Origin of the sequence: Streptomyces canus, assembly GCF_001514145.1 — a bacterium.
GTDB lineage: Bacteria > Actinomycetota > Actinomycetes > Streptomycetales > Streptomycetaceae > Streptomyces > Streptomyces canus.
In genome coordinates this window covers 280207-304258 of the sequence record NZ_KQ948664.1, presented here as the reverse complement: position 1 = coordinate 304258, position 24052 = coordinate 280207, and the positions used below count along the sequence as shown (strand labels likewise).

Below are 24052 nucleotides of genomic sequence, written 5' to 3'. Positions count from 1 at the left end.
AGTTACGTCAATTGTTGTCGTTCGTCGCCTCCGGGTCGACGCCCATCGTGAGGGAGCCGATGACGCCCTTGGCGATGTTCTTCTTGTTGTACTTCAGCTTGAGCAGGCCGCCGGTGGTGCCGCTCTGGTCGTAGATCGTGTCCTCGGTGAGCGTGGTGCGCTCGGTGGTGCTGGTGGAGTACGGCTCGACCTCGGCGGAGGCCAGCACGGACTCCTCGTCGAAGAAGAACTGGCCGGTGTGGCAGGTGTTGCCGCCCTCGTAACCGGCGTCCGTCCACTCGCCGTTGACGTGCACCTTGGTGTGGATGTGCACACAACGGCCCCGGTACCAGCCAGGGAAGACCGTCCTGAAGGTGACCTGGCCGTGCTTGTCCGTCTTCCAGGTGCCGCGCAGATAGCGCTCGTCGTCGGTGGGCTCCTGGTGGACGCCGCCACCGGTGCCACCGGTCGGCGCGCCCGACGGCGGCTCACCCGTCGGGGTACCGCTCGGCGTGCCCGAGGGCGCGTCGGTCGGGGCGGTTCCGCCGCCGGTCGACGAGGACTCGTAGCCCGAGTAGATGCCGAGGGCGTCGCAGTGCCAGATGTCGACGGCGGCGTCGGCGATCGGCTTGCAGGTCTCGGAGTCGATCACCTTGAGCCTGAGGGTGAGGGGGATGCCCTCCTTGTCCTCGGTGATGTCCTGGCGGAGCTTGTCGGCGTCGATGTAGTACGGCCCCTCGGTGGTCTCCGAGGTGAGCTGGTAACAGGCCTCCGACGCGGTGGAACTGCTGCTCGCGGCGGCGCTCGTGCTCGTCTCGCCCGCGAACGCACCCGACGCGGCGAGGGTGCCGCCCGCACCCATCGCCACGGCCGCGCCCGCTCCGGCGACGACGACCTTGCGCCGCGTCAGGTCCTTCTTGTGTTTCGGCTGGTTTCCCGTCATGAAGGGCGAAGTTAGGTAAGAAGGCTGTCCTCAGCGTGGGAGCGGACTGTGGCTTGCTGTGGGCTCGCGCAGGTCTGCGCCGGCCCGGGCGCCCCGCAGGTACTTCGCCGCGATCACCGCGAGCAGCGAGGCCGCCGTCAGGGTGTAGAGGCCGCCGTTGGTGCTGCCGGTCGTGTCCTTGAGATAGCCGAAGAGGAACGGGGAGACGAAACCGCCCAGGTTGCCGATGGAGTTGACGAGGGCCAGGCCCGGTGCGGCGATCCTCAGGTCGAGCCCGGACTGGGCCATCGGCCAGAAGAGGGTGGCCGCGCACTTCGAGCCGACGCCGGCGAGGGTGATCGCCGCGAGGCCGAACCAGGGGCTGCCGAGGGTGGCGAGATAGGTGCCGACCGCGGACAGGACCAGGGTGACGGCGAGGTAGGGGCGGCGATCCGGGGCGCGGTCGGTGAAACGGCTCATGGAGTACATGGCGATCATGGAGCAGACCGCGGGGATCGCCGACAGGACGCCGACCTCGAAGGAGGACAGTCCGCCGATCTCCTCGACCAGGCTGGGCAGCCAGAAGGTGATCGCGTAGCCGGTGAGGGTCATGGCGAAGAAGGCACCGGTCAGCAGCAGGACCTGCGGGTGGACCAGCAGCTTGAGCCGGGACACCTTCGGCGCGCGGCTGCGGGCCTGCTGGTCCTGGGTGACCGCGGCCCGCAGCGCCGCCTTCTCATCGGCGTCGAGCCAGCGCGCGTCCTCGATCCGGGAGACCAGGAAGAAGCCGGCGACGATGCCGACGAGCACCGAGAAGGTGCCTTCCAGGCCGAACATCCAGCGCCATCCGGCGATCCCGCCGGCCCCGTGCAGTTCCAGCAGGGCGCCGGTGATCGGGCCGGTCACGATGCCGGCGGCGGCCGAACCCCCCAGGAAGACCGCGGTGGCCCGGCCGCGGCTGGAGTCGGGCAGCCACTGGGTGATGTAGAGCATCGCGCCGGGGAAGAAGCCTGCCTCCGCGACACCGAGCAGGAAGCGCAGGGCGTAGAACATCGTGACGTTGTGGATGAAGCACATGGCCACGATCACCAGACCCCAGGTGATCATGATGCGGGTCAGCCAGACCCGGGCGCCGAATCGTTCCAGCAGCATGTTGCTGGGCACCTCGAACAAGGCGTACCCGATGAAGAACAGCCCCGCCCCGAAGCCGTACGCCGTGGCGCTGACCCCGACGTCCGCCTGGAGGTCCTCCTGGATGAAGCCCACGTTGGTGCGGTCGAGGTTGTTGACCAGCAGCATCAGGACCAGCAGCGGCATCATGCGGCGCAGGAACTTGGCCACGGCACGACTCTCCGCCTCGGGGACGAGCGGTTCTGACATCGTTGTCTCCCTTCTGTTCATATACATGCCCACGCGTCACGTACCTGAGCCCGGAGGACGATACGGAGGACGATCGTCCGGGTCAACGGGCTGACGCGTGGCCATATATGTGAACTTGGTGAAGGAGATCTACACCCCGTCGTTCGTCTCCTCCGGGTCCACGCCGACCGTGATCGACGCGCGGACGCCCTTCCCGATGCCGTCCTTGCGGTACTTCAGCCGGAGCAGACCGCCCGTGACGGCGCCGCCGTCGTAGATCATGTCTTCGTCGAGCGTGGTGCGCTCGGCGGTGTTGGAGGCGTACGGCTCCAGTTCGGCCGAGGCCAGGACCGACTCCTCGTCGAAGAAGAACTGGCCCGTGTGGCAGGTGTTGCCGCCCTCGTCACCGGCGTCCGTCCACTCGCCGTTGACGTGCACCTTGGTGTGGATGTGCACACAACGGCCCCGGTACCAGCCAGGGAAGACCGTCCTGAAGGTGACCTGGCCGTGCTTGTCCGTCTTCCAGGTGCCGCGCAGATAGCGCTCGTCGTCGGTGGGCTCCTGATGGCCGCCGCCCGGGGGAGGGCCGGTGGGAATGCCGGTGGGCGTGCTGGTCGGGGTCCCCATGGCAGCGTCGGTGGGCGCTCCGGTGGGAGCCGGGCCGCCCCCGCCGCCGTTGCCCACCTCCTCGTACCCGGAGTACACGCCCACCGCGTCGCAGTGCCAGATGTCCACGGCAGCGTTCCGGATCGGTCTGCACGTCTCGGAGTCGATCACCCTGATGCCGAGGAGGAGCGGGATCCCCTCCTTGTCCTCGGTGACATCCCGGCGGATCTTGTCGGCGTCGATGTCATAGGGACCCTCGACGGTCTCCGAGGTGATCCTGTAGCAGGCCTCGGCCTCGCTCTCCGCGCCCTTGTGCTCCGCGAAGGCGTTCACCGCACCCGCGGCTCCCAGGACCACCACCCCGACCGTGCCGGCGCCCACCGCGACGACCTTGCGGCGTGAAAAGCGAAGTGGCTCGGAACCGGCGTCGGTTCCGAGCCACTTACGCTGCAAAGCCCTACTTCGGCTGCGGCTTGCGCACCGACAGGTGCAGCTCCCGCAGCCGGGCCTCCTCCAGCTCCGTCGGCGCGCCCATCATCAGGTCCTGGGCGTTGCCGTTGAGCGGGAAGGAGATGGTCTCGCGGATGTTCGGCTCGTCCGCGAGGAGCATCACGATGCGGTCGACACCCGGGGCGATACCGCCGTGCGGCGGGGCGCCGAAGCGGAACGCGCGCAGCATGCCGGCGAACTTCTCCTCGACGGTCTCACGGTCGTAGCCCGCGATCTCGAACGCCTTCAGCATGATCTCGGGCTCGTGGTTCCGGATCGCGCCGGAGGACAGCTCCACGCCGTTGCAGACGATGTCGTACTGCCAGCCCAGGATGTCCAGCGGGTCCTGGGTCTCCAGGGCCTCAAGACCGCCCTGCGGCATGGAGAACGGGTTGTGCGAGAAGTCGATCGCGCCGGTCTCCTCGTCCTTCTCGTACATCGGGAAGTCGACGATCCAGCAGAACCGGAACACGCCCTCCTCGAAGTGCCCGGCGCGCTTGGCGGCCTCGACCCGCACCGCGCCCATGATCTTCGAGACCTCGTCGAACTCGCCCGCACCGAAGAACACCGCGTGACCGGCGGCCAGCGACAGGCGCTTGGTCAGCTCGGCGACGTTCTCCTCGGTGAGGAACTTCGCGATCGGGCCGGTCAGCGAGCCGTCCTCGGTGACGCGGACCCAAGCCAGGCCCCTGGCGCCCTGGGAGACGGCGTAGTCACCGAGCTGGTCGAAGAACTTCCGCGGCTGCGCGGAGACGTCCGGCACCGCCAGCGCCCGCACGTGCTTGCCGGCGAACGCCTTGAACTCCGAGCCCTCGAAGACGTCGGTGATGTCGACAAGCTCCAGTTGGGCCCGCAGGTCCGGCTTGTCGGAGCCGTACTTCAGCATCGCCTCGCGGAACGGGATCCGCGGGAAGGGAGACGTGACGTGACGTCCGTTGCCGAACTCCTCGAACAGCTCGGTCATGAGCTTCTCGATCGGCTGGAAGACGTCCTCCTGCTCGACGAAGCTCATCTCGACGTCGAGCTGGTAGAACTCGCCCGGCGAACGGTCCGCGCGCGCGTCCTCGTCACGGAAACAGGGCGCGATCTGGAAGTAGCGGTCGAAGCCCGAGATCATCAGCAGCTGCTTGAACTGCTGCGGCGCCTGGGGGAGCGCGTAGAACTTGCCCGGGTTCAGCCGGGAGGGGACCACGAAGTCGCGGGCGCCCTCGGGGGAGGTCGCCGACAGGATCGGGGTCGCCATCTCGTTGAAGCCCAGCGCCGTCATCTTGTGACGGATCGCGGAGATCACCGCCGTACGCAGCATGATGTTCTTGTGCATGCGCTCACGGCGCAGGTCGAGGAAGCGGTACTCCAGGCGCCGCTCCTCGTTGACCCCGTCCTCGGTGTTGATCGTGAACGGCAGCGGGGCGGCCGCGCCGAGCAGCTCCACCTCGCCGACCTCGACCTCGATCTCACCCGTGGGCAGATCCGCGTTGACGTTCTCGGTACCGCGGGAGACGACCTTGCCGTCGACGCGGACCGTGGACTCCTTGGTCAGCTTGTCGAGGGCCTCGTACGCGGGGGTGCCCGGCCGGGCGACCAGCTGCGTGATGCCGTAGTGATCGCGCAGATCGATGAAGAGGATGCCGCCCAGGTCGCGCCGATTGTGCAGCCAGCCACTCAGTCGGACGTCGGTGCCGACGTCAGAGGAGCGGAGCTCGCCGCAGGTGTGGGACCTGTACCGATGCATCGTCGTTCATCCAGCCTTCGCGGATCGGGGTTTGTTTCACGTGAAACTCCCCCAAGCCTACCGGGGCCCCCGGGACCGCTTCCCACTATTACAACTCGGCCAACAGTGGCACTCCGGGAACTCCTGTTCTTAAAGTGGGGCAATGCGCACTGGTGAGCCCCTGCCCGCCGTGGGGGACGTCCTCACCGCCCTCGCGACCGGCCTGTGGCACTGGGATACCGCCACCGAGCTGGTCACGGTCGACGCCGAGGCAGCTCGGCTGCTCGGGCTGCCCGCCCAACGGACCACCCTCACCGAGGCCCAGGCCCGGGCCCGTCTCCACCCGGTCGACTGGAACGAGATCACCAGCGTCGTCGGGCTCGCCGTCGCCGAGGACACGCTCGCCGAGGTCCGGATCAGGATCATGGACGAGCGGGGCCGGGTGATCCGTACCGTACGCAGCCGCTCCAAGCCGTCCTACGACACGGAGAAGAAGTCGTTCCAGCTGATCGGCACGCTCCAGGAGGTCACCGAGCCGGTGCCCGGCACCCCCGCCGGACGCACCGCGGTCACCGGCGACTGGCGGCGCTCCCGCGAGGCCTTTCTGCTGGACGCCGGCCGCGCCCTGGCCGAGGCCCGCTCCACCGCCGAGGTGCTGCGGGTCGCCGCGGGCCTGTCCATGCCGGGCTTCAGCCCCGACGGCCTGGCCGTCTTCGGCGTCGAGGGCGACCGCCTGACGATCATCGGCCACCACGGACAGCAGCCCGGAGACGAGAGCCCCTTCTCCCACATGTCCCTGGAGACGGACTACCCGGCCGCCGAGGTCGTGCGCACCGGCCGTGCCGTCTATCTCTCCAGCCCCGAGGCCTACCGCACCCGCTATCCGGTCACCTGGCCGCTCGCCCAGCGCTTCGAGCGCCAGTCCTGGGCGTTCCTCCCGCTGACGGTGGCCGGCCGCACGATGGGCGCGTGGATGGCGGGCTTCGCCTACCCGGTCGCGTTCACACCGGACGAGCGCTCGGTCCTCACCACGGTGGCACGGATGCTGGCCCAGGCCCTGTCCCGCGCGGGCCTCGCCGAGTCGGAGCGCGAGCTGACCGACGGCCTCCAGCGCTCGATGCTCCCCACCCTCGGCCCCGAGATACCGGGCATGACCGTCGCCGCCCGCTATGTCCCCACCGGCGGCGGCCTCCAGGTCGGCGGCGACTGGTACGACATGATCCCGCTTCCCAACGGCAGGTTCGCCCTGGCCATCGGGGACGTCCAGGGCCATGACGTGCGGGCGGCGGGCCTCATGGGCCAGCTCCGGATCGCCCTGCGCGCCTACGCCGCCGAGGGCCACCGCCCCGACGCGGTCCTCTCCCGCGCCTCACGCTTCCTGAACGGCATGACGTACGGCGTCGACGCCCCCTCCGACACGCGCTTCGCGACCTGCCTGTACGTCGAGTGCGATCCGGTGACCGGCGTCCTGGAGGTGGCCCGGGCAGGCCATCCGGACCCGGCGACCCGCAAGGCCGACGGCACGGTCCTGGCCCGCAGCACGGCCGGCGGTCTCCCCCTCGGCATCGACCCGGACGCCGACTACCCCACGACCCGGATCGTCCTGGAGCCCGGCGAGACGCTCATGCTCTGCACCGACGGGCTGATCGAGACCGGCGGCCACGACTTCGAGACCGGCTGGAAGCGCATCCGCACCATCCTGGAGAGCCACGACGGCGGCCTCGAGGAACTCGCCGACGCCCTGGTCCAGGCCGTCCACGGCCCCTCCTCCCACCACACCACCGGCCCCTTCGCCGACCGCCGCGAGGACGACATCGCGGTCCTGCTGCTGTGCCGGCAGTCAGAGGGCTGCGGCTGCGGGGACACGGCCGTCGCGGCGCCGCCGGTCCGCCGCACGATGCTCTCGGTCGCCCAGGCGGAACCGGAACGGGTCGGCGTGGCCCGCCGGCAACTGCGCGAACTGCTGCACGACTGGCCCTCCGCCGACCAGGTCGACTCGGCGGTCCTGCTGCTGTCCGAGATGCTGACCAACGTCCTGGTCCACACCGACGCGGACGCACTGCTGCTCGCCGAGGTCCGCGGTGAGGCGGGCGACCGGCGGATGCGCATCGAGGTCACCGACACCAGCGACGACCTCCCGCACAAACGCCGCCCCGGCGAACTGGCCTCCTCGGGCCGCGGCCTGATGCTGATCGAACTCCTCGCGGACCTGTGGGGGGTGGACCCCCAGGGAGAGGGCAAGAGCATCTGGTTCGAGCTCTACGAGTCCTCGGGGGAGGCCGGCGAGTAGCGCTCCCGCAACTCGTCCACGACACCGGAGGCGGCGGCGGTCAGCGGTACGGCGAGCAGCGTCCCGAGAATCGCGGTTCGGCTGGAGCCGCGGCTCCACGACAGCGACTGAATCGATACTTCTTTCGCCATATCGGGTGAACGACCTTCCTTCGGACATCAGTTGCAAGCGCCGGTGCCTAGTTTCCGGAGCGGAGGTGATGCTCGACGGACGAGCAGAACAAGACGGAACAGCGCCAGGACGCGATCGACATCAACGACTTCGTGTTCGCGGCGACGGGGGCGCGGGTGCGGAGATTGACGATGCCGGACGGGACACACTGGTTCCCGGCGGTGGACGTGTGCAAAGAGCTGGGGTACATCACTACCCGAAAGGCACTGCTGGACCACGTTCCCGAAGAACACCGAGACTTTCTCGAGAGTGTGACTGGAAGGCACACTCTCAGCATTCCCGCAGGTCGGGAGTGGCGACGAGACATGAACCTGGTGGATCTCCAGGGTCTGATCCGGTTGGTCAACGGCTGCACAAAGCCCGCCTCCCGGCACTTCAAGGAGTGGGTCTCGGAGGTCATCGCCACCATCCAGCGCGACGGCTCCTACTCCCTGGAACCGGCCACCGTGCAGCCCGGCCCCACCGGTTGCACGGCCTACGTCATGCCGCAGCAGATCACCGATGCCCTCGTCGCACTCGAACAGCGGAGCATCCGGACGGACGAGCTACTGCGGCAGATCAACAACAGCCAGACCGCGATGGTCGAGGTGCTGCGGGACATCGCCCAGACCCTCCGACGGCCCACCGACCGCGCCCGGCCCGTCCAGGCACCGGAGTTGACGCCCGAGCAACTCCTGATCAACTGGAAGACCAGGAACCTCGTGATCACCGAGGACATCCACAAGGTGGCTGCCCACTTGGCCCCGGCCCTGCTGCACGGCGGAGCCGACTACAGCATGGAGGAGATCGCCGTCTGCACAGGGCTGACACCCGACCGCGTCCGCGATTGCCTGGAGTTGCTGTCCGAGCATGGGTGCGTGCGGCAGGTGGGCCGGGCTCCTGACGGCGCACCGTTCTACGTGCTGCCGTAGCCCCTGAGCGCCCACACAGAACAGGTCCGAAGCCGCAATCCAAGCTTGCGGCTTCGGGCCTTGTCCGTACCGTACTCGTCCTCGCAGCCCTTACAGGCCGCCCTCCGACATTCCATGCACCGCGGGGATCGTCCCCAGCCGTCCCTTCTGGAAGTCGTCGAACGCCTGCTGCAGCTCATCACGGGTGTTCATGACGAACGGACCGTAGTGCACCATCGGTTCGCGGATCGGCTGCCCGCCCAGGAGTACGACCTCCAGGTCCGGCGTGTGGGAGTCCTGCTTCTCGTCCGCGCGGACCGTCAGGGAGCCGCCGGCTCCGAAGACCGCCGTCTGGCCCAGGTGGATCGGTCGGCGCTCCGCACCCACCGAACCGCGGCCCGCCAGCACGTACGCCAGTCCGTTGAAGTCCTCACGCCACGGAAGTGTGAGTTCGGCGCCGGGTGCCACCGTCGCATGGATCATCGTGATCGGGGTGTGGGTGATACCGGGGCCCTGGTGACCGTCCAGCTCACCCGCGATGACACGGAGCAGTGCGCCACCGTCGGGGGTCGACAGGAGTTGCACGTGGCCACCCCGGATGTCCTGGTACCGCGGCGCCATCATCTTGTCCTTGGCCGGCAGGTTCACCCACAGCTGGAGGCCGTGGAAGAGACCGCCGGACATGACGAGCGCCTCCGGCGGAGCCTCGATGTGGAGGAGACCCGAGCCGGCCGTCATCCACTGGGTGTCGCCGTTGGTGATGGTGCCGCCACCACCGTTGGAGTCCTGGTGGTCGAAGATCCCGTCGATGATGTAGGTGACGGTCTCGAAGCCACGGTGCGGGTGCCAGGGGGTCCCCTTCGGCTCGCCGGGCGCATAATCCACCTCGCCCATCTGATCCATCATGATGAACGGGTCGAGGTTCCGGTAATGGATCCCGGCGAACGCCCGTCGCACCGGGAAGCCCTCGCCCTCGAAGCCACTCGGCGCCGTCGTCACGCCGAGGACGGGACGGGCCACCGCGTCCGCCGTCGCGGCCACGCGAGGCAGGGTCAGCGGGTTGTCGACAGTCACTGCAGGCATGTCGGTACCTCCTTGTGGTTCGAGTTTAGTTGAGCGTTGAACTTTCTGCCACCTCTAACGGCAAAAGCCCGGAGGACATTCCCTCCAGGCTTCTCCGAGACCCCGCATCACCTGAAGAGGTCAGGCGGCGAGCTCCGGTTCCCGATCAGCCGTCTTCTCCGGTGTCCGCCGGTCGTCCCGCATCACGAGCGTCGCCAGCAGTGCCGCCGCCAGGACACCGATCGCGCTGACCGTGAAGGTCATGGACATGGAGGCGGTGAAGGCCTCGCGGGCCGACGCCACCAGCCCCGGATCCTTCAGGGCCACCGCCGCTGCTATCGAGTGCCTCGCCTGCTCCGGCGTTCCCTCGGGCATCCGGGCCGCGAAGCCGCTCGACAGGAGCGAACCCAGGATCGCGATGCCCAGTGCGGTACCGGCCTGCTGGACGGTGTCGTTCAGAGCCGAGCCGACGCCCGCTTTGTCCTCGGGGATCGTACCCATCAGGGCCGCCACCGCGGCCGGCATCGCCAGACCCGCACCGAGCCCGAGCAGCCCGAGCGCGACTGCCGGGACGGTGAAGCCGGAGTCCGCCGTGACCGTGGTCAGCAGGGCGAAGCAGGCCACCATCACCAGCATGCCCGCGAGGATCACCCATCGGTTGCCGTACTTCGCGGCGAGCTTCACACCCACGCCGTTGCCCAGCAGGGCCGTGACCGCCAGGGGCAGGAAGGCCAGGCCCGCCTTGACCGGTGAGTAGCCGAGCACGAACTGGAGGTACTGGGTGAGCACGAGCAGCAGGCCGCCGTTGCCTGTCTGGACCAGGGCCAGCGAGAGCGAACCGCCGCTGAAGTCGCGGTGCTTGAAGAGGACCAGCGGGACCATGGGGGACTTCGTGACGTTCTCCCAGATCACGAAGCCGGCCAGGGACACCACGGCGACGGGCAGGGCGGCCGTCCACACCCCGTGCTGCGGGAGTTCGATGATCCACCAGACGAGGGCGGTCATCCCGGCCGCCGACAGCACGGCGCCCAGCGGGTCGGCCTTCTGCCAGGGCGCTTTCGACTCCGGCATCAGCGTCAGACCGGCGACGATCGCCAGGGCCACGACCGGCACGTTCAGGTAGAAGATGGACTGCCAGGAGAAGTGGTCGATCAGAACGCCGCCGAGCACCGGGCTGCCGACGAGACCGAGCATCGCCACCGAGCTCCAGGCCGCCATCGCCTTGCCGCGTTCGTCCTCGTCGAAGACGGTGATGAGGATCGAGAGCGTGGACGGCATGATCAGGGCGCCGCCGATGCCCATCGCGACGCGTACGGCTATCACTTCGCCGGGGGTGGTGCACCAGGTCGCGGCCAGTGAGGCCGCCCCGAAGAGCAGGAGCCCGATCAGCATCACCTTCCGGCGGCCGAATCGGTCGCCCAGACTGCCGGAGGTGAGCAGGAGGCCGGCGAAGACCAGGATGTAGGAGTCCAGGATCCATTGGGTGTCCTGGGTGCTCGCCCCGATCTCCTCGGTCATGACCGGCACCGCCACGGTCAGCGCCATGCTGTCGACGACCAGTACCAGGCTGCTGAGGCAGAGCACGACCAGGATCCACCAGCGGCGTGGGTTGCGGGCTTTCAAGGCGTCGTCCATGACAGTTCCCCTCCGACTTCGTGAACACCGTTCCCTCGTTGCGAACACTGTACGCACACCGGAACGTCGTACGCAAGTATCCACTGCTGTACGCTCAACGCGAACGACGTACGCATCAGGTCGGGCCGCGGAAGAAGGAGTACCGATGACGACGAAGCCGAGCCCCATCCCCTCCGTCTGGGCCCGCCCCCAGCGCGAGTCCGACCAGCCGGCGCTCAGCCGTGCCGCGATCGTGCGCGAGGCGATCGTCATGCTGGACGCGGAGGGCGTCGAGGCGCTGAGCATGCGCAAGCTCGCCACTCGGTTGAACGCCGGTGCGGCCTCCCTCTACCGGCACGTGGCCACGAAGGACGAGCTGATGGAGCTGGCGGTGGACGAGGTCGCCGCGGAGATCCACGTCCCGCCGGCGGACGGTCCCGAGTGGCGCGCGGCCGTCACGGAGGCGGCCCGGTCCTTCCGTACGACGGCTCTGCGGCACCCGTGGCTGCCCCCGGTGCTGGGCCAGGCGGGCCTCGCCTATCTCGGCCCCAACCTCATGTCCTACTCGGAGCGGCTCGCGGCGCTGTTCACGGCCGCCGGATTCCCCGATCCCGGTACGGCGATCGACGCGGTGCTGTCGTACGTGATCGGCATGAGCACCACGGAGGCCGCCTGGCTCACCACGGTCTCCCGCTCGGGTGACTCCGAGTCGGGCCTGATCGCCCGTCTCCTGCCCGCGGTGCAACAGGCGACGGCCCCGCACAGCCATCTGTCCCAGGGCTACGCCGAGACGGAGGAGGCGGCGACCACGGACCCGGCGGCGCTGAGGGACGCGAAATTCGAGGCCGCCCTGGACATCGTCCTGGACGGCCTGTCACTGCGCCTTGACACTCCGGGCTCCTGAACTTCCGGGCACCTGAACCCGCGGGGCGGTGAGCGCGCTACCCGTACATCCTCCGCATGGCGAACTCGACCATCTGCTCCACCGCCTTCGCGTCGAAGACGATCCGGTGCTCACCCTCCATGTCGAGGACGAACCCGTACCCGGTCGGCAGCAGGTCGAGGACCTCGGCGCCGGTGATCACGAAGTACTTGGACTCCTTGCCCGCGTACCGCCGCAGCTCCTTGAGGGTGGTGAACATGGGGATCACCGGCTGCTGGGTGTTGTGCAGAGCGAGGAATCCGGGGTTGTCGCCGCGCGGGCAGTAGACCTTGGAGGTGGCGAAGACCTGCTGGAAGTCCTCGGCCGACATCTGCCCGGTGGTGAAGGCGCGCACCGCGTCCGCGAGGGAGGGCGGGGACGGCTCGGGGTACAGCGGCGGCTGCTGGCCGTACCCGCCCACACCGCCGGCCATGGGCTGCTGTGGCGGGACGCCGTACTGCTGCTGGGCACCAGCGCTCTGGTCGTAGCCGTACATGGGCGTAAGAGTACCGAGGGGGTGGGCGCGGCGGGCGGCTACCGGCGGCCGGAAACCGACAGCGACCCGACAGCCGCCGGCCCTGGGCTTCCGGCGACCCGCGCTCGTAGCGTCGATCCATGCGCCGACATCACGACGACGAGGTCCCTGAGGACGAGATCCACGAGCACGACAGAGGGCTCTCCTACGACCTTCCCGTGCTCGCCCGCCGACGGATGATCCGCCTCATGGCGGGGGTGGGGGCGGGTCTGGTGCCGTTGGTGGGCTGCACCGCCGACGACACCTCTTCTCCTGCGGCCGCCGACTCGCCCTCTTCGCCCTCGGCGAGTTCTGCGGGTTCCGCCGAGTGCGTCACCGTCCCCGAGGAGACCGCCGGGCCCTATCCCGGTGACGGTTCGAACGGCGTGAACGTGCTGAAGGAGAGCGGGGTCGTCCGCGGCGACATCACCAGGAGTTTCGGCGACTCCGCGGGCGGGACCGCCGAGGGAGTCCCCCTGACCTTCACGCTCACGGTCGTGGACGCCGCCTCCGGCTGCGGGACCCCGAAGCGGGGCGCGGCCGTCTATGTGTGGCACTGCGACCGCGAGGGCGGTTATTCGCTGTACACCGAGGGTGTCGCCGACGAGAACTACCTGCGTGGTGTCCAGGAGACCGACGACCGGGGAGAGGTCACCTTCACCAGCGTCTTCCCGGGCTGCTACCCCGGCCGTTGGCCGCACATCCACTTCGAGGTCTACGGCAGCCTCCAGGACGCGACGAGCGCCACCGCGATCACGAGCACCTCGCAGCTCGCGCTCCCGAAGGACGTCTGCGACACGGTGTACGCCACCGAGGGCTACGAGAGCAGCGTGGACAACCTCGGCCGGCTCTCGCTGGAGTCGGACAGCGTCTTCAGGGACGGCCACGACCAACAGCTCGCGGCGGTGAAGGGGAGCGTGGCGGAGGGGTACACCGCCACCCTGACCATCGCGGTGTGAACCGTCACAGATGGCCGGATCGGGGTTGCGACTTATTACCGACGGGTAGCATCATCATCGTAGCTACTTGTTGGTATGTGAACTAGCGCGAGGAACGACGTGCCTCGCCGAACTCTTAACGGAGCCGTCGCCATGGGGCACTACAAGTCGAATCTGCGCGACATCGAGTTCAACCTCTTCGAAGTACTCGGGCGGGACAAGCTGTACGGCACCGGCCCGTTCGCGGAGATGGACGTCGAGACCGCGAAGAGCATCCTGGAGGAGCTGACCCGACTCTCCGAGAACGAGCTGGCGGAGTCCTTCGCGGACGCCGACCGCAACCCGCCGGTCTTCGACCCGGAGACGAACACCGCCCCGGTCCCGGCGTCCTTCAAGAAGAGCTACAAGGCCTTCATGGACTCCGAGTACTGGCGGCTCGGCCTTCCCGAGGAGATCGGCGGCACGACGGCTCCGCCGTCCCTGATCTGGTCGTACGCGGAGCTGATCCTCGGCGCGAACCCGGCCGTGTGGATGTACTCCTCCGGCCCGGCGTTCGCCGGGATCCTCTTCGACGAGGGCAACGAGGTCCAGAAGAAGATCGCCCGGATCGCCGTGGAGCGGACCTGGGGCTCGACCATGGTGCTGACCGAGCCCGACGCGGGCTCCGACGTCGGCGCCGGGCGTACCAAGGCGGTCCAGCAGGAGGACGGCTCCTGGCACATCGAGGGCGTCAAGCGTTTCATCACGTCCGGTGAGCACGACATGGAGGAGAACATCCTTCACTACGTGCTCGCGCGGCCGGAAGGTGCCGGCCCCGGCACCAAGGGGCTGTCCCTCTTCCTCGTCCCGAAGTACCTGTTCGACTTCGAGACCGGCGAGCTGGGCGAGCGCAACGGCGTGTACGCGACGAACGTCGAGCACAAGATGGGCCTCAAGGCGTCCAACACCTGCGAGATGACCTTCGGCGACCGGCACCCCGCCAAGGGCTGGCTGATCGGCGACAAGCACGACGGCATCCGCCAGATGTTCCGGATCATCGAGTTCGCGCGGATGATGGTCGGCACGAAGGCCATCTCCACGCTGTCGACGGGTTACCTGAACGCCCTGGAGTACGCCAAGGAGCGCGCGCAGGGCCCGGACCTCGCGAACTTCATGGACAAGACCGCGCCCAAGGTCACCATCACCCACCACCCCGATGTGCGCCGCTCGCTGATCACGCAGAAGGCGTACGCGGAGGGCATGCGCGCGCTCGTCCTCTACACCGCCTCGATCCAGGACGCGATCGCCGTCAAGGAGGCCACGGGCGAGGACACGAAGACCGAGCACGCGCTGAACGACCTGCTCCTGCCGATCGTCAAGGGCTACGGCTCCGAGAAGGGGTACGAGCAGCTCGCCCAGTCGCTGCAGACCTTCGGCGGCTCCGGGTTCCTCCAGGAGTACCCGATCGAGCAGTACATCCGCGACGCCAAGATCGACACCCTGTACGAGGGCACCACCGCGATCCAGGGCCAGGACTTCTTCTTCCGGAAGATCGTCCGCAACCAGGGCGCGGCCCTCAACTCCCTCGCCGAGGACATCAAGAAGTTCCTGGCGCTGGGCACGGGCGGCGAGGACCTCGCGGGTGCCCGTGAGCACCTGGCCAAGGCGGCCGTCGAGCTGGAGGCGATCGTCGGCCTGATGCTGACCGACCTCGCGGCCACCGAGCAGGACGTCAAGAACATCTACAAGGTGGGCCTCAACACCAGCCGCCTGCTGCTGGCCTCGGGTGACGTCGTGGTCGGCTATCTGCTCCTCAAGGGCGCCGCGATCGCCGCCGAGAAGCTGGAGACCGCCTCCGCCAAGGACAAGGCGTTCTACACCGGCAAGATCGCGGCGGCGAAGTTCTTCGCGGCCAACGTCCTGCCCGGCGTGACGCTGGCCCGCAAGATCGCCGAGGGCGTGGAGCTGGACCTGATGGAGCTGGACGAGGCCGCGTTCTGATCCGACCGGTCTCCGGCCCGCCGTGGCGGCGGCCCGCTCCCCTCGTGGGGAGCGGGCCGCCGCCGTTTTCGTACCCGGAAAAAATCTCCGGGCCGGGTGTGACACAGGCGGTGGGCCGACGCGTCTACCGGGTGTGGAGGAGCTGACGGCGAGGAGAGGGCGGAACCGAGTGTCGACTGCCAACACTCTGGACGAGTTCCAGGGGTTCGCCCGCGCCCTCACACCGCGCCTCTTCCGCACCGCCCTGCTGATGAGCGGCGACTGGCACCTGGCCGAGGACCTGGTGCAGACGGCACTCGGAAAGATCTTCTCGTCCTGGTCCCGGGTACGGCGCGCGGACAGCCCGGAGGCGTACGCCCACACGGTGCTCATGCGCACCTACATCTCGCACCGGCGGCTGCGGCGCTCCTCGGAGCATCCCGTGGCGGCACTGCCCGAGCACGCCTCCTCCGGCCCGGACAGCGCCCTGCGCGTCACCTTGCTCGCCGCACTGGCAGAACTGCCGCCACGCGATCGAGCGGTCGTCGTCCTGCGCTACTGGGAGGACCGCAGTGTGGAGGAGACCGCGTCCGTGCTGGGCATGACCAAGGGTTCGGTGCGCAACCGCAGCAGCAGAGCCCTGGCCAGACTGCGCCGGACGATAGGGGACGGACAGGACTCGATCGCCGTGCACTGACCCCGATTCCGGCCCCGGCGGCCGGACCCGCCCTGGACCCCACGACACCGGAAAGGACGGTGCACCCATGCGGCACGACGAGTCCCCACCCCTCGACGACGACCTGCGGTACGGCCGCGAGTTCTCCCGCGTCCTGGACACCGCGCTGAACGACCTCCCCCTGCGCACCGAGTTCATGGTGGCGGGCGGGGTGGCCCGGGGCACCCGCACCCGGCGCCGCAGGCGGCTGGCGCTGTGGAGCACGTCCGTGTCGGCGGCGGCGGCACTGACGGCCGCGGCGCTGCTCCTCGCCCTGCCCGGACAGCGGGGGGACACGATGCAGACCGTCGCTCTGCCCGACTTCTCCGTCGGCAGCGACTCCGCCCCGCCGGGCAAGGAACCCGTGACCGGTGCCGCCACGGTCGCCCTGCTGACCGAGCTGCTGCCGGGCGGGCCCTCGGTGACGAAGACCGAGTCGCGGGACAGCGACCCGGCGTACACCGCCGTACAGACGTACGGCAAGGTCGCGTTGGCGGACGGGGGCACGGTGGCCGTGTGGCTGCAGGGGGCGTTCGTCCAGGAGCCGAAGAAGAGCGGCCAGGACGGTGGCGCCTGGCCCGGAAGCCGCCAGTCGAGCAAGCCCGAGGTGGTGGGTCCGACCCACATGCCCTCGTCCGACGGCCTGGGCCGGCACTACGCCTGCCGGTCGGGGGACGACGGCTGCCGGATCGCCAAGCTGGGGGACGGGTCGGTACTGCTCTTCCACGAACGCGGCAGCGGCTCCGCCGCCGAACTCACCGCCGACGTACTGCGCCCGGACGGTACGCGCGTGGTCGTGACCGCGACCGGGACCGCGTACCGGGCGGCCCAGGTGCAGGCCCTCGCGACGAGCAAGCGGTGGCAGCAGTGGGTCGAGCCGCGGGTGAACGACGCCGCTGAGGAGGCCGGCGGATGACACACCCGTCCGTCCTCTTCCGCTTCGGCGGTCACAGCGGGCACAAGATTCCCGCCAGAGTCATCCATTCCACATACATGGAATTTCGTATTCCATCAGGGGGTATTTCATGGTCAACCACGACATACCGGGCGGTGGTTTACGTCGCCGCCACCCTCGTAAACACGGATGGTTGATCGCTTTTCGGACGTCCCCAAAAGAAATGGAACGGCCGCCGAGCGAAACGCGACCTAGTCTGGGGAACGCGAATTCGAGGCAGCAGTCCGCGCAGTGGGCAGATCCTCTCGGCCGTTCTCAGCAAGAGTCTCGTCCCGTTCCACCTGTTCCGAATTCGCAGCGGCAGCACAGCGAGAGGCTGCCCTTTCTTGTGAGCGTATCCGGAGTAATCCGAACCGCAACAGAAAGGGATCGGCATGCGAATCAGGAAACTCATCGCGGCGACCGCGGTGGCGGGCGGCGCACTGAGCGCCGGCCTGGTGACGGCGGCACCGGCGTCGGCCGCGATCAACTACGACTGCGCGACGGGCGAGGTCTGCCTGTACTTCAACTCGAGCAGCTATGGCTACGGCGCGGTCTACGTGCAGTACGACAAGGTCCCGGACTACCAGGGCCGCTACTTCAGCAGCGGGAGAAACGGCAGCGCCGGAGCCGGCGTCGAGGTCAAGAACCACGCCGCCGCGGTGGACAGCTGGATCAGCTCGAACTTCCGGGTCTACTACAACAGCGGCTACAGCTGCTCCGTCGCCTGTCAGACCATCCCGTCCTACGCGACCGTCAACCTCAACTCGTCTCTGAAGAACAACAACGCATCGGGCCAGAACATCTGAGTCCCGTCCGAAGGACGCGGGGGTGCGGGCTTCTGCTCGTACCCCCGGCACGGGAATCGAGCCCGGAATCGGAACCCCACTCAGAAGAATCGGAAGAAGCCACCATCGTGTCTCGTGCAATGCGCCGCTTTTCTGCTCTCCTGGTCTGTGTGCCGTTTCTCCTGGCCGGCTGTTCGGACGGCGACAGCTCTTCGGCGGAATCGAAGGGGAATCCCAAGGCACCTCCCGCCGTGGCCGAAACCCCGAAGATCACCAACGCCAATGACAAGTCGATGCCCTTGGACACCTATCTGCTGAACCCGGAGCAGAGCGAGACCATCAACAACGCCTACGCGGGCATCCTGACCGACTGCATGAAGCGCTTCGGATTCGACTACACGCCCCCGGCGGCCGCGACCGCCGCGTCCTCGGGTGACGCCCCGACCACGCGGACCGACGGTCGCTTCGGACGGCAGAACGCCGAGGACGCGGAGAAGTGGGGCTACCACGCCGCGGGCGGTGTGGAGGACGACAGCCCCTGGGGGAACAAGGGCCAGAAGATGACGGCCGCGATGCAGACGGCCGAGCGCGGATCGGACGACCCCAAGCAGAAGTTCGGGCCCGGCGGACAGGTCGTCAACGGCCAGAAGGTACCGGACCACGGGTGTGTCGGAGAGGGGCGCAAGAAGCTCACCGGCTCGGTCAACGGGAACACGGGCGACGCGAAGCTGGCCAACGACCTCAAGTTCGACACGCTCACCAAGGCCCAGCAGGACAAGCGCACCCGCGCGGTGTTCGCCACGTGGTCGACCTGCATGAAGGACAAGGGCTTCGACTACACCGACCCGCTGGCGGCCCTCGGCGACGAGGAATGGGCGAAGACGCCGCAGCCGACCCGGCACGAGATCCAGGTCGCCACGGCCGACCAGGAGTGCCGTGCGAAGCACAACGTGGTGGGCGTCTGGTTCGCGGTCGACTACGCCTACCAGGAGCAGGCCGTGGAGCAGAACGCCGAGGCGCTCGCCGATGTCAGGAAGAACATCGACACCATGCTCAAGGCCGCCGCTGCCGCGCAGGCCGGGTGAGCGATGGATCATCAGACGCGATCCGAGCCGGAGCAGGCGCGCCCGGACCAGCTGCGGCCGGCGCCGGACACCGAGCCGACCGCGAGGGCCCGGATGACCCGCCGCCGGTGGGTGGCCGCCGTCTCCGTGGGGTCGACCCTGCTGGCGGCGGCCGGCTTCGCCGCCTCACAGGTCATCAAGTCACCGGCCCAGGCCGCCGCCGACACGAAGCCACCGGCCGCGGACGTGCTGACCGCGCCGGTGGAGCGGCGGGTGCTGAAGGAGACCGTGGTGCTGCGCGGCACCGTGGCGGCCGGACAGTCCGTGACCGTGGCGCCCGTCGCGTCGGGCGGTGAGGGCGCCGCCGAACCCGTGGTGACGAAGCTCCCGGTCGACGCCGGGGACACGATCCGGGCCGGTCAGCTGCTGCTGGAGGTGTCCGGCCGCCCGGTGTTCGTCCTGAAGGGCGAGCTCCCCGTGTACCGGGACCTCAAGCCCGGGGCCAAGGGCGACGACGTCGCCCAGCTGCAGAACGCGCTGCGGAACCTCGGGCACGGCACCGGGAACGACCCGTCCGGCACCTTCCGGGCCGGTACGAAATCGGCGCTCCAGGCCTTCTACGCCGGGCTCGGCTACGACCCCAGGCCCGCGGTCGACGACGACGGCGAGGCGGTCGAGGCGGCGGAGGAGGGCGTACGGTCCGCCGAACGCGCGCTGGAGCAGGCGCAGTCGGCCGCAGACACGGCCGCGCCGTCTCCCTCGGGAACACCGGCCGACGGCGAGGACGGCACGAACACCGGTGGCGGTGGCGACGCCGAGGCCCGGCGTGCCGTCGAGTGGGCGCGGGAGGACCTGCAGACGGCTCGTCAGAACCTGGCCGATGCCCAGGCCGCCGCCGGTCCCATGCTGCCCGCCGGCGAGGTCGTGTTCCTGCCCGGTTTCCCGGCCCGGGTGGACTCGGTGTCCGGGGCGGTCGGCGCGCGGGTGACCGCCGGCGTGATGACGGTGTCCGCGGGCAGGCTCGTCGTCCGGGGATATCTGCAGGAACGTCAGAAGGGCCTGGTCAGGGCCGGACAGCGGGTCGAGATCCTCGCCGAGCGCTCCGGGACCACCGTCCCGGGGAAGGTGCGGTCCGTGTCGGAGACCCTGGACGAGGGCCAGGAGCAGGACGGCACCTCCGAGGACGGGTCGGACGGCGAACGCGCCCCGGCCGCGAGCCAGGGCTACCCGGTCGTGGTGGAGCCCGACAAGCCCCTGGACCGCGCGCTGGCGCGTCAGGAGGTGCGGCTGACCGTCGAGGCCGGTTCCACGGACGGCAAGGCACTGGTGGTGCCGGTCACCGCCGTGTCCGTGGGCTCGGACGGCAAGAGCGCGGTCACCGTCGTGGCGGCGGACGGCACACAGCGTCGGGTGCAGGTCCGGGCCGGCACCCAGGGCGACGGATACGTGGCCGTGGTTCCCCTGGGCACAGGCCGTCTGGACCCGGGCGCCCTTGTCGTCACCGGTATACGGCAGGCCCCGGGAGGCGGTGCATGAGGCTGCGCGCCCACACCCGCCGCGGCTCGCCGCAGGCGCCCGTGCCCGGGCCGGGGCCCGAGGTCCCGGTCATGGAGTTCCGCGGGGTCGGGCTGACCTACCCCGGCCCGCCGCCCGTCACCGCGCTGCGTCCGTGCGACCTGATCGTGCGGCGGGGCGAGTTCGTCACCGTGATCGGGCCCTCCGGGTCGGGCAAGTCCACGTTTCTCAACGTGGCGGGGCTGCTCGACGCCCCGACCGAAGGCTCGTACCTCCTGGACGGGATCGATGTCGCCGGCGCGGGCGAGGCGGCCCGCGCCGCGCTGCGCGGGCGGCACATCGGGTTCGTGTTCCAGTCGTTCCACCTCATGCCGCACCGCAGCGCGCTCGAGAACGTCACCCTCGCCATGGTCTACAACCGCTCCGGCCGCGCCGACCGCACGGCACGCGCACGTGCCGCCCTGACCCGGGTCGGGCTCGGCCACCGGATCGACGCGGTTCCGACGCGGCTGTCCGGGGGTGAACGGCAACGGGTGGCGATCGCGCGCGCTCTGGTGGCCAGGCCCTCACTGCTGCTGTGCGACGAACCGACGGGCAACCTGGACACGGCGACGGCCGAGAGCGTCCTGGCGCTGCTCGACGAGCTGCACGCCGAGGGCATGACCGTACTCGTCATCACCCACGACCCGGCCGTCGCCGCCCACGGGGAACGCACCGTCGCCATCCGGGACGGCGTCCTCGCGGAGCAGCCCGGCCGAGGCCCCCGGCGGGCCCTGTTGCCGCAGGGAGTCGCCGAGTGACCGACAGGCGAAGACGACTGCCCCGGCTGCGAAGCCGTCGGCACTCCCACGAGCCCTCGCTGTCCGCGTTCTCCTCCTTCTCCCCCCGCGACCTGTTCGGCGAGTCCCTCGCCGGGATGCTGCAACGGCCCGCGCGCTCCGCGCTCACCGGACTGGGCACCGTCCTGGGTGTCGGCACCTTCGTCGCCGTACTCGGTCTGACGGCCACCACCTCCTCGCAGATCGACTCGCGCTTCGACCTGCTCAGCGCGACCGAGGTGACCGTCGAGGACGTGGGCCGTCAGCAGAACGAGTTCGCCGGTTACGCCTTTCCCGACGACGCCGACGACCGGATCGAGGCGTTGAACGGCGTCCAGCACGCGGGTGTCTACTGGCAGGTGCGGCTCACCGGGACCGACACGGTCCGCGCGTCCCCGCTCGGTGACGCCACCGGCGAGCGGGCCCAGATCCTGGCCGCCTCGCCCGGAACGCTCCAGGCCGCGCTGCCCACGCTCGCGCAGGGGCGGCTGTACGACGACTTCCAGCAGGACACCTCGGCCCGGGTGGCACTCCTCGGCTCCGGAACGGCCGCCCGGCTGGGCATCACCACACTGGAGACACGGCCGGCCGTCTTCATCGACGGTGAGCCGTTCGCGGTGATCGGCGTCATCGACGACGTGCAGCGCAAGGCCGACCTCCTCATGAGTGTGGTCGTACCGAGCAGCACGGCGGAGCGGCTGTGGGGTGTGCCCGAGGAGGGTGGCGCCAAGATGCTCGTGGCCACCAGTACGGGGGCGGCCGCCCAGGTGGCCCGCGAGGCACCGACCGCGCTGCGGCCGGACCACCCCGAGTACCTCAAGGCCACCCCGCCGCCCGACCCGAGGTCCCTGCGCTCGTCGGTCACCTCCGACCTGGGCCAGCTCTTCCTGCTGCTGGCCGCGATCTGCCTGGTCATCGGCGCCGTGGGCATCGCCAACACGACTCTGGTGGCCGTGCTGGAGCGCACGGGAGAGATCGGTCTGCGCCGTGCGCTGGGCGCGCGCAGCCGCCACATCACGCTCCAGTTCCTCACGGAGTCGGGCACGCTGGGCGCGCTGGGCGGCCTGGTCGGCACCAGCGTCGGTGTGATCACGGTGGTCGCGGTGGCGGTGGTACGGGACTGGACCCCGGTCGTCCACCCGGTCACCCTCGCCGCCGCCCCGGCCGTCGGCCTGGCCACGGGACTCCTGGCAGGCCTCTACCCGGCCTGGCGCGCCGCCCGCATCCAGCCGGCGGAGGCACTGCGCCGCTGACGCCGCTTCGCCGCCGCGGCCCCGGGACCACCGCGGAAGGTCTCGGGGCGGTGCCGGGTGCCCGGCCGCGCCCGGTCGGGCGGTCCCGTCCGCGAAAACGGCATACACCTCCCGGCCGCCGCTTCCCGATCAAGTCCACCTCCGCGGCACCGCGTTCCTTCACGGAACCGCGGCTCGACAGGGCTGCACGGCACCTTAGGGTGGCTGCCATGAGCGCACCCCACCGCCTCGACCGCGGCCACACCGACGACCTCATGACCTTCCTGGCGGCGAGCCCCACGCCGTACCACGCGGTGGCGAACGCCGCCGAGCGGCTGGAGAAGGCCGGCTTCCGCCAGGTGTCGGAGACGGACGCCTGGGACGCGGAGACCGCGGGGGCCTCCGCCTCGGGGAGCGGCGGCAAGTACGTGCTGCGCGGCGGCGCGATCATCGCCTGGTACGTCCCCGAGGGCGCGGCGCCCCACACGCCGTACCGCATCGTCGGCGCGCACACCGACTCCCCGAACCTGCGGGTCAAGCCGCTTCCCGACACCGGGGCGCACGGCTGGCGCCAGGTCGCCGTGGAGATCTACGGCGGGCCGCTGATGAACTCCTGGCTGGACCGCGACCTGGGGCTGGCCGGCCGGCTGACCCTGCGGGACGGTTCGACGCGGCTGGTGAACGTGGACCGGCCGCTGCTCCGAGTGCCGCAGCTGGCGATCCACCTGGACCGCGCGGTGTCGGCGGAGGGACTCAAGCTCGACAAGCAGCGGCATCTGCAGCCCATCTGGGGCCTCGGCAACGACGTGCGCGACGGTGACCTGATCGCCTTCCTGGAGGAGGAGTCGGGGCTCGGCGCGGGTCAGGTGACCGGCTGGGACCTGATGACGCACTCCGTGGAGGCGCCCGCCTATCTGGGCCGGGACAAGGAGCTGGTGGCGGGCCCGCGCATGGACAACCTGCTGTCCGTGCACGCCGGGGTGGCCGCCCTGACCGCGGTGGCCGGCGGCTCGGAGCTGCCGTACATCCCCGTCCTCGCCGCCTTCGACCACGAGGAGAACGGTTCGCAGTCGGACACGGGCGCCGACGGGCCGCTGCTCGGCGGGATCCTGGAGCGCTCGGTGTTCGCGCGCGGCGGGTCGTACGAGGACCGGGCGCGGGCGTTCGCGGGGACGATCTGTCTGTCCTCCGACACCGGGCACGCCGTGCACCCCAACTACGCGGAGCGGCACGACCCGACGCACCACCCGCGTGTCAACGGCGGCCCGATCCTCAAGGTCAACGTCAACAACCGCTACGCCACGGACGGTTCGGGCCGGGCCGTGTGGGCCGCCGCCTGTGAGAAGGCCGGCGTGCCCTTCCAGTCCTTCGTCTCCAACAACTCCATGCCCTGCGGCACGACCATCGGCCCGATCACCGCGGCCCGGCACGGCATCAAGACCGTGGACATCGGCGTGGCGATCCTGTCGATGCACAGCGTCCGGGAGTTGTGCGGCGCGGACGACCCGCATCTGCTGGCGAACGCTCTGGTGGCGTTCCTGGAGGGGTAGTTCGCGGGAA

At 69.6% G+C, this 24052-nt stretch carries 20 protein-coding genes and 1 pseudogene; 13 read left to right on the top strand and 8 right to left on the bottom strand.

From position 1 onward, the window contains the following. Positions 1-7 precede the first annotated feature (7 nt). The 4 genes from AQJ46_RS28420 to aspS form a co-directional block, all read right to left on the bottom strand. Positions 8-922 (bottom strand): intradiol ring-cleavage dioxygenase, encoded by a 915-nt coding sequence (locus AQJ46_RS28420; protein WP_059208262.1) that lies wholly within the window; start codon positions 920-922, stop codon positions 8-10. 30 nt (positions 923-952) lie between these two features. Next, the gene (locus AQJ46_RS28415) at positions 953-2281 is read right to left on the bottom strand and encodes an MFS transporter (RefSeq protein WP_059208261.1); all 1329 of its coding nucleotides are present in this window, start codon (positions 2279-2281) and stop codon (positions 953-955) included. A gap of 129 nt (positions 2282-2410) precedes the next feature. Next, positions 2411-3247: an intradiol ring-cleavage dioxygenase gene (locus tag AQJ46_RS28410; protein WP_225887411.1), complete on the bottom strand. Its 837-nt coding sequence runs from the start codon at positions 3245-3247 to the stop codon at positions 2411-2413. Positions 3248-3323: 76 nt separating this feature from the next. After that, entirely contained in the window at positions 3324-5087 is a 1764-nt protein-coding gene (aspS, locus tag AQJ46_RS28405; RefSeq protein ID WP_059208259.1) for an aspartate--tRNA ligase, read from the bottom strand. Positions 5088-5229: 142 nt separating this feature from the next. On the opposite strand from aspS, the gene AQJ46_RS28400 reads away from it, so the two are divergent. Further along, a complete protein-coding gene (locus AQJ46_RS28400; protein ID WP_059208258.1) occupies positions 5230-7356 on the top strand; it encodes a SpoIIE family protein phosphatase in 2127 nt (708 codons plus the stop codon). On the opposite strand, the pseudogene AQJ46_RS55535 reads toward AQJ46_RS28400, so the two are convergent. Next, positions 7326-7439, bottom strand: a pseudogene (locus AQJ46_RS55535) (AI-2E family transporter); the annotation flags it as partial. The gene AQJ46_RS28400 and the pseudogene AQJ46_RS55535 sit on opposite strands and share 31 nt — an antisense overlap. A gap of 219 nt (positions 7440-7658) precedes the next feature. Here AQJ46_RS55535 and AQJ46_RS28390 point away from each other — a divergent pair. Next, complete coding sequence (locus AQJ46_RS28390) at positions 7659-8438, top strand: BRO-N domain-containing protein (protein ID WP_079072450.1); 780 nt, start codon at positions 7659-7661, stop codon at positions 8436-8438. 90 nt (positions 8439-8528) lie between these two features. On the opposite strand, the gene AQJ46_RS28385 is transcribed toward AQJ46_RS28390, so the two are convergent. Both AQJ46_RS28385 and AQJ46_RS28380 read right to left on the bottom strand, forming a co-directional pair. Then, the gene (locus AQJ46_RS28385; RefSeq protein WP_059208255.1) at positions 8529-9500 is read right to left on the bottom strand and encodes a pirin family protein; all 972 of its coding nucleotides are present in this window, start codon (positions 9498-9500) and stop codon (positions 8529-8531) included. A 120-nt stretch (positions 9501-9620) separates the two neighbouring features. Then, positions 9621-11114 carry an MFS transporter gene (locus AQJ46_RS28380; protein WP_059208254.1) on the bottom strand — a complete coding sequence of 498 codons (1494 nt, stop codon included), beginning with the start codon at positions 11112-11114 and terminating at the stop codon, positions 9621-9623. A 145-nt stretch (positions 11115-11259) separates the two neighbouring features. Here AQJ46_RS28380 and AQJ46_RS28375 point away from each other — a divergent pair, with 145 nt between their 5' ends. Continuing rightward, the gene (locus AQJ46_RS28375; RefSeq protein ID WP_059208253.1) at positions 11260-11997 is read left to right on the top strand and encodes a TetR/AcrR family transcriptional regulator C-terminal domain-containing protein; all 738 of its coding nucleotides are present in this window, start codon (positions 11260-11262) and stop codon (positions 11995-11997) included. A gap of 37 nt (positions 11998-12034) precedes the next feature. Here AQJ46_RS28375 and AQJ46_RS28370 read toward each other — a convergent pair whose 3' ends face one another. Beyond that, positions 12035-12511 carry an SseB family protein gene (locus tag AQJ46_RS28370; protein ID WP_057608985.1) on the bottom strand — a complete coding sequence of 159 codons (477 nt, stop codon included), beginning with the start codon at positions 12509-12511 and terminating at the stop codon, positions 12035-12037. 119 nt (positions 12512-12630) lie between these two features. On the opposite strand from AQJ46_RS28370, the gene AQJ46_RS28365 reads away from it, so the two are divergent. From AQJ46_RS28365 to AQJ46_RS28320, 10 genes are all read left to right on the top strand, one after another. Beyond that, positions 12631-13488, top strand: a complete 858-nt coding sequence (locus tag AQJ46_RS28365) for an intradiol ring-cleavage dioxygenase (RefSeq protein ID WP_059208252.1) — start codon at positions 12631-12633, stop codon at positions 13486-13488. A gap of 132 nt (positions 13489-13620) precedes the next feature. Next, positions 13621-15447: an acyl-CoA dehydrogenase gene (locus AQJ46_RS28360; protein ID WP_059208251.1), complete on the top strand. Its 1827-nt coding sequence runs from the start codon at positions 13621-13623 to the stop codon at positions 15445-15447. 169 nt (positions 15448-15616) lie between these two features. Further along, complete coding sequence (locus tag AQJ46_RS28355) at positions 15617-16123, top strand: SigE family RNA polymerase sigma factor (protein ID WP_059208250.1); 507 nt, start codon at positions 15617-15619, stop codon at positions 16121-16123. 67 nt (positions 16124-16190) lie between these two features. Further along, positions 16191-17057, top strand: coding sequence for a hypothetical protein (locus AQJ46_RS28350; protein ID WP_059208249.1), 867 nt, complete (start codon positions 16191-16193; stop codon positions 17055-17057). A gap of 413 nt (positions 17058-17470) precedes the next feature. After that, positions 17471-17884, top strand: coding sequence for a hypothetical protein (locus AQJ46_RS28345; RefSeq protein WP_057608990.1), 414 nt, complete (start codon positions 17471-17473; stop codon positions 17882-17884). 230 nt (positions 17885-18114) lie between these two features. Further along, positions 18115-18948: a hypothetical protein gene (locus tag AQJ46_RS28340; RefSeq protein WP_059208248.1), complete on the top strand. Its 834-nt coding sequence runs from the start codon at positions 18115-18117 to the stop codon at positions 18946-18948. A gap of 3 nt (positions 18949-18951) precedes the next feature. Further along, entirely contained in the window at positions 18952-20463 is a 1512-nt protein-coding gene (locus tag AQJ46_RS28335; RefSeq protein ID WP_063803851.1) for an efflux RND transporter periplasmic adaptor subunit, read from the top strand. Next, positions 20460-21242: an ABC transporter ATP-binding protein gene (locus tag AQJ46_RS28330; RefSeq protein WP_079072449.1), complete on the top strand. Its 783-nt coding sequence runs from the start codon at positions 20460-20462 to the stop codon at positions 21240-21242. The genes AQJ46_RS28335 and AQJ46_RS28330 overlap by 4 nt, the downstream gene beginning before the upstream one ends. A 26-nt stretch (positions 21243-21268) precedes the next feature. Then, positions 21269-22513 (top strand): ABC transporter permease, encoded by a 1245-nt coding sequence (locus tag AQJ46_RS28325; RefSeq protein WP_057609448.1) that lies wholly within the window; start codon positions 21269-21271, stop codon positions 22511-22513. 209 nt (positions 22514-22722) lie between these two features. Further along, positions 22723-24042, top strand: a complete 1320-nt coding sequence (locus AQJ46_RS28320) for a M18 family aminopeptidase (protein ID WP_057608992.1) — start codon at positions 22723-22725, stop codon at positions 24040-24042. Positions 24043-24052 lie beyond the last annotated feature (10 nt).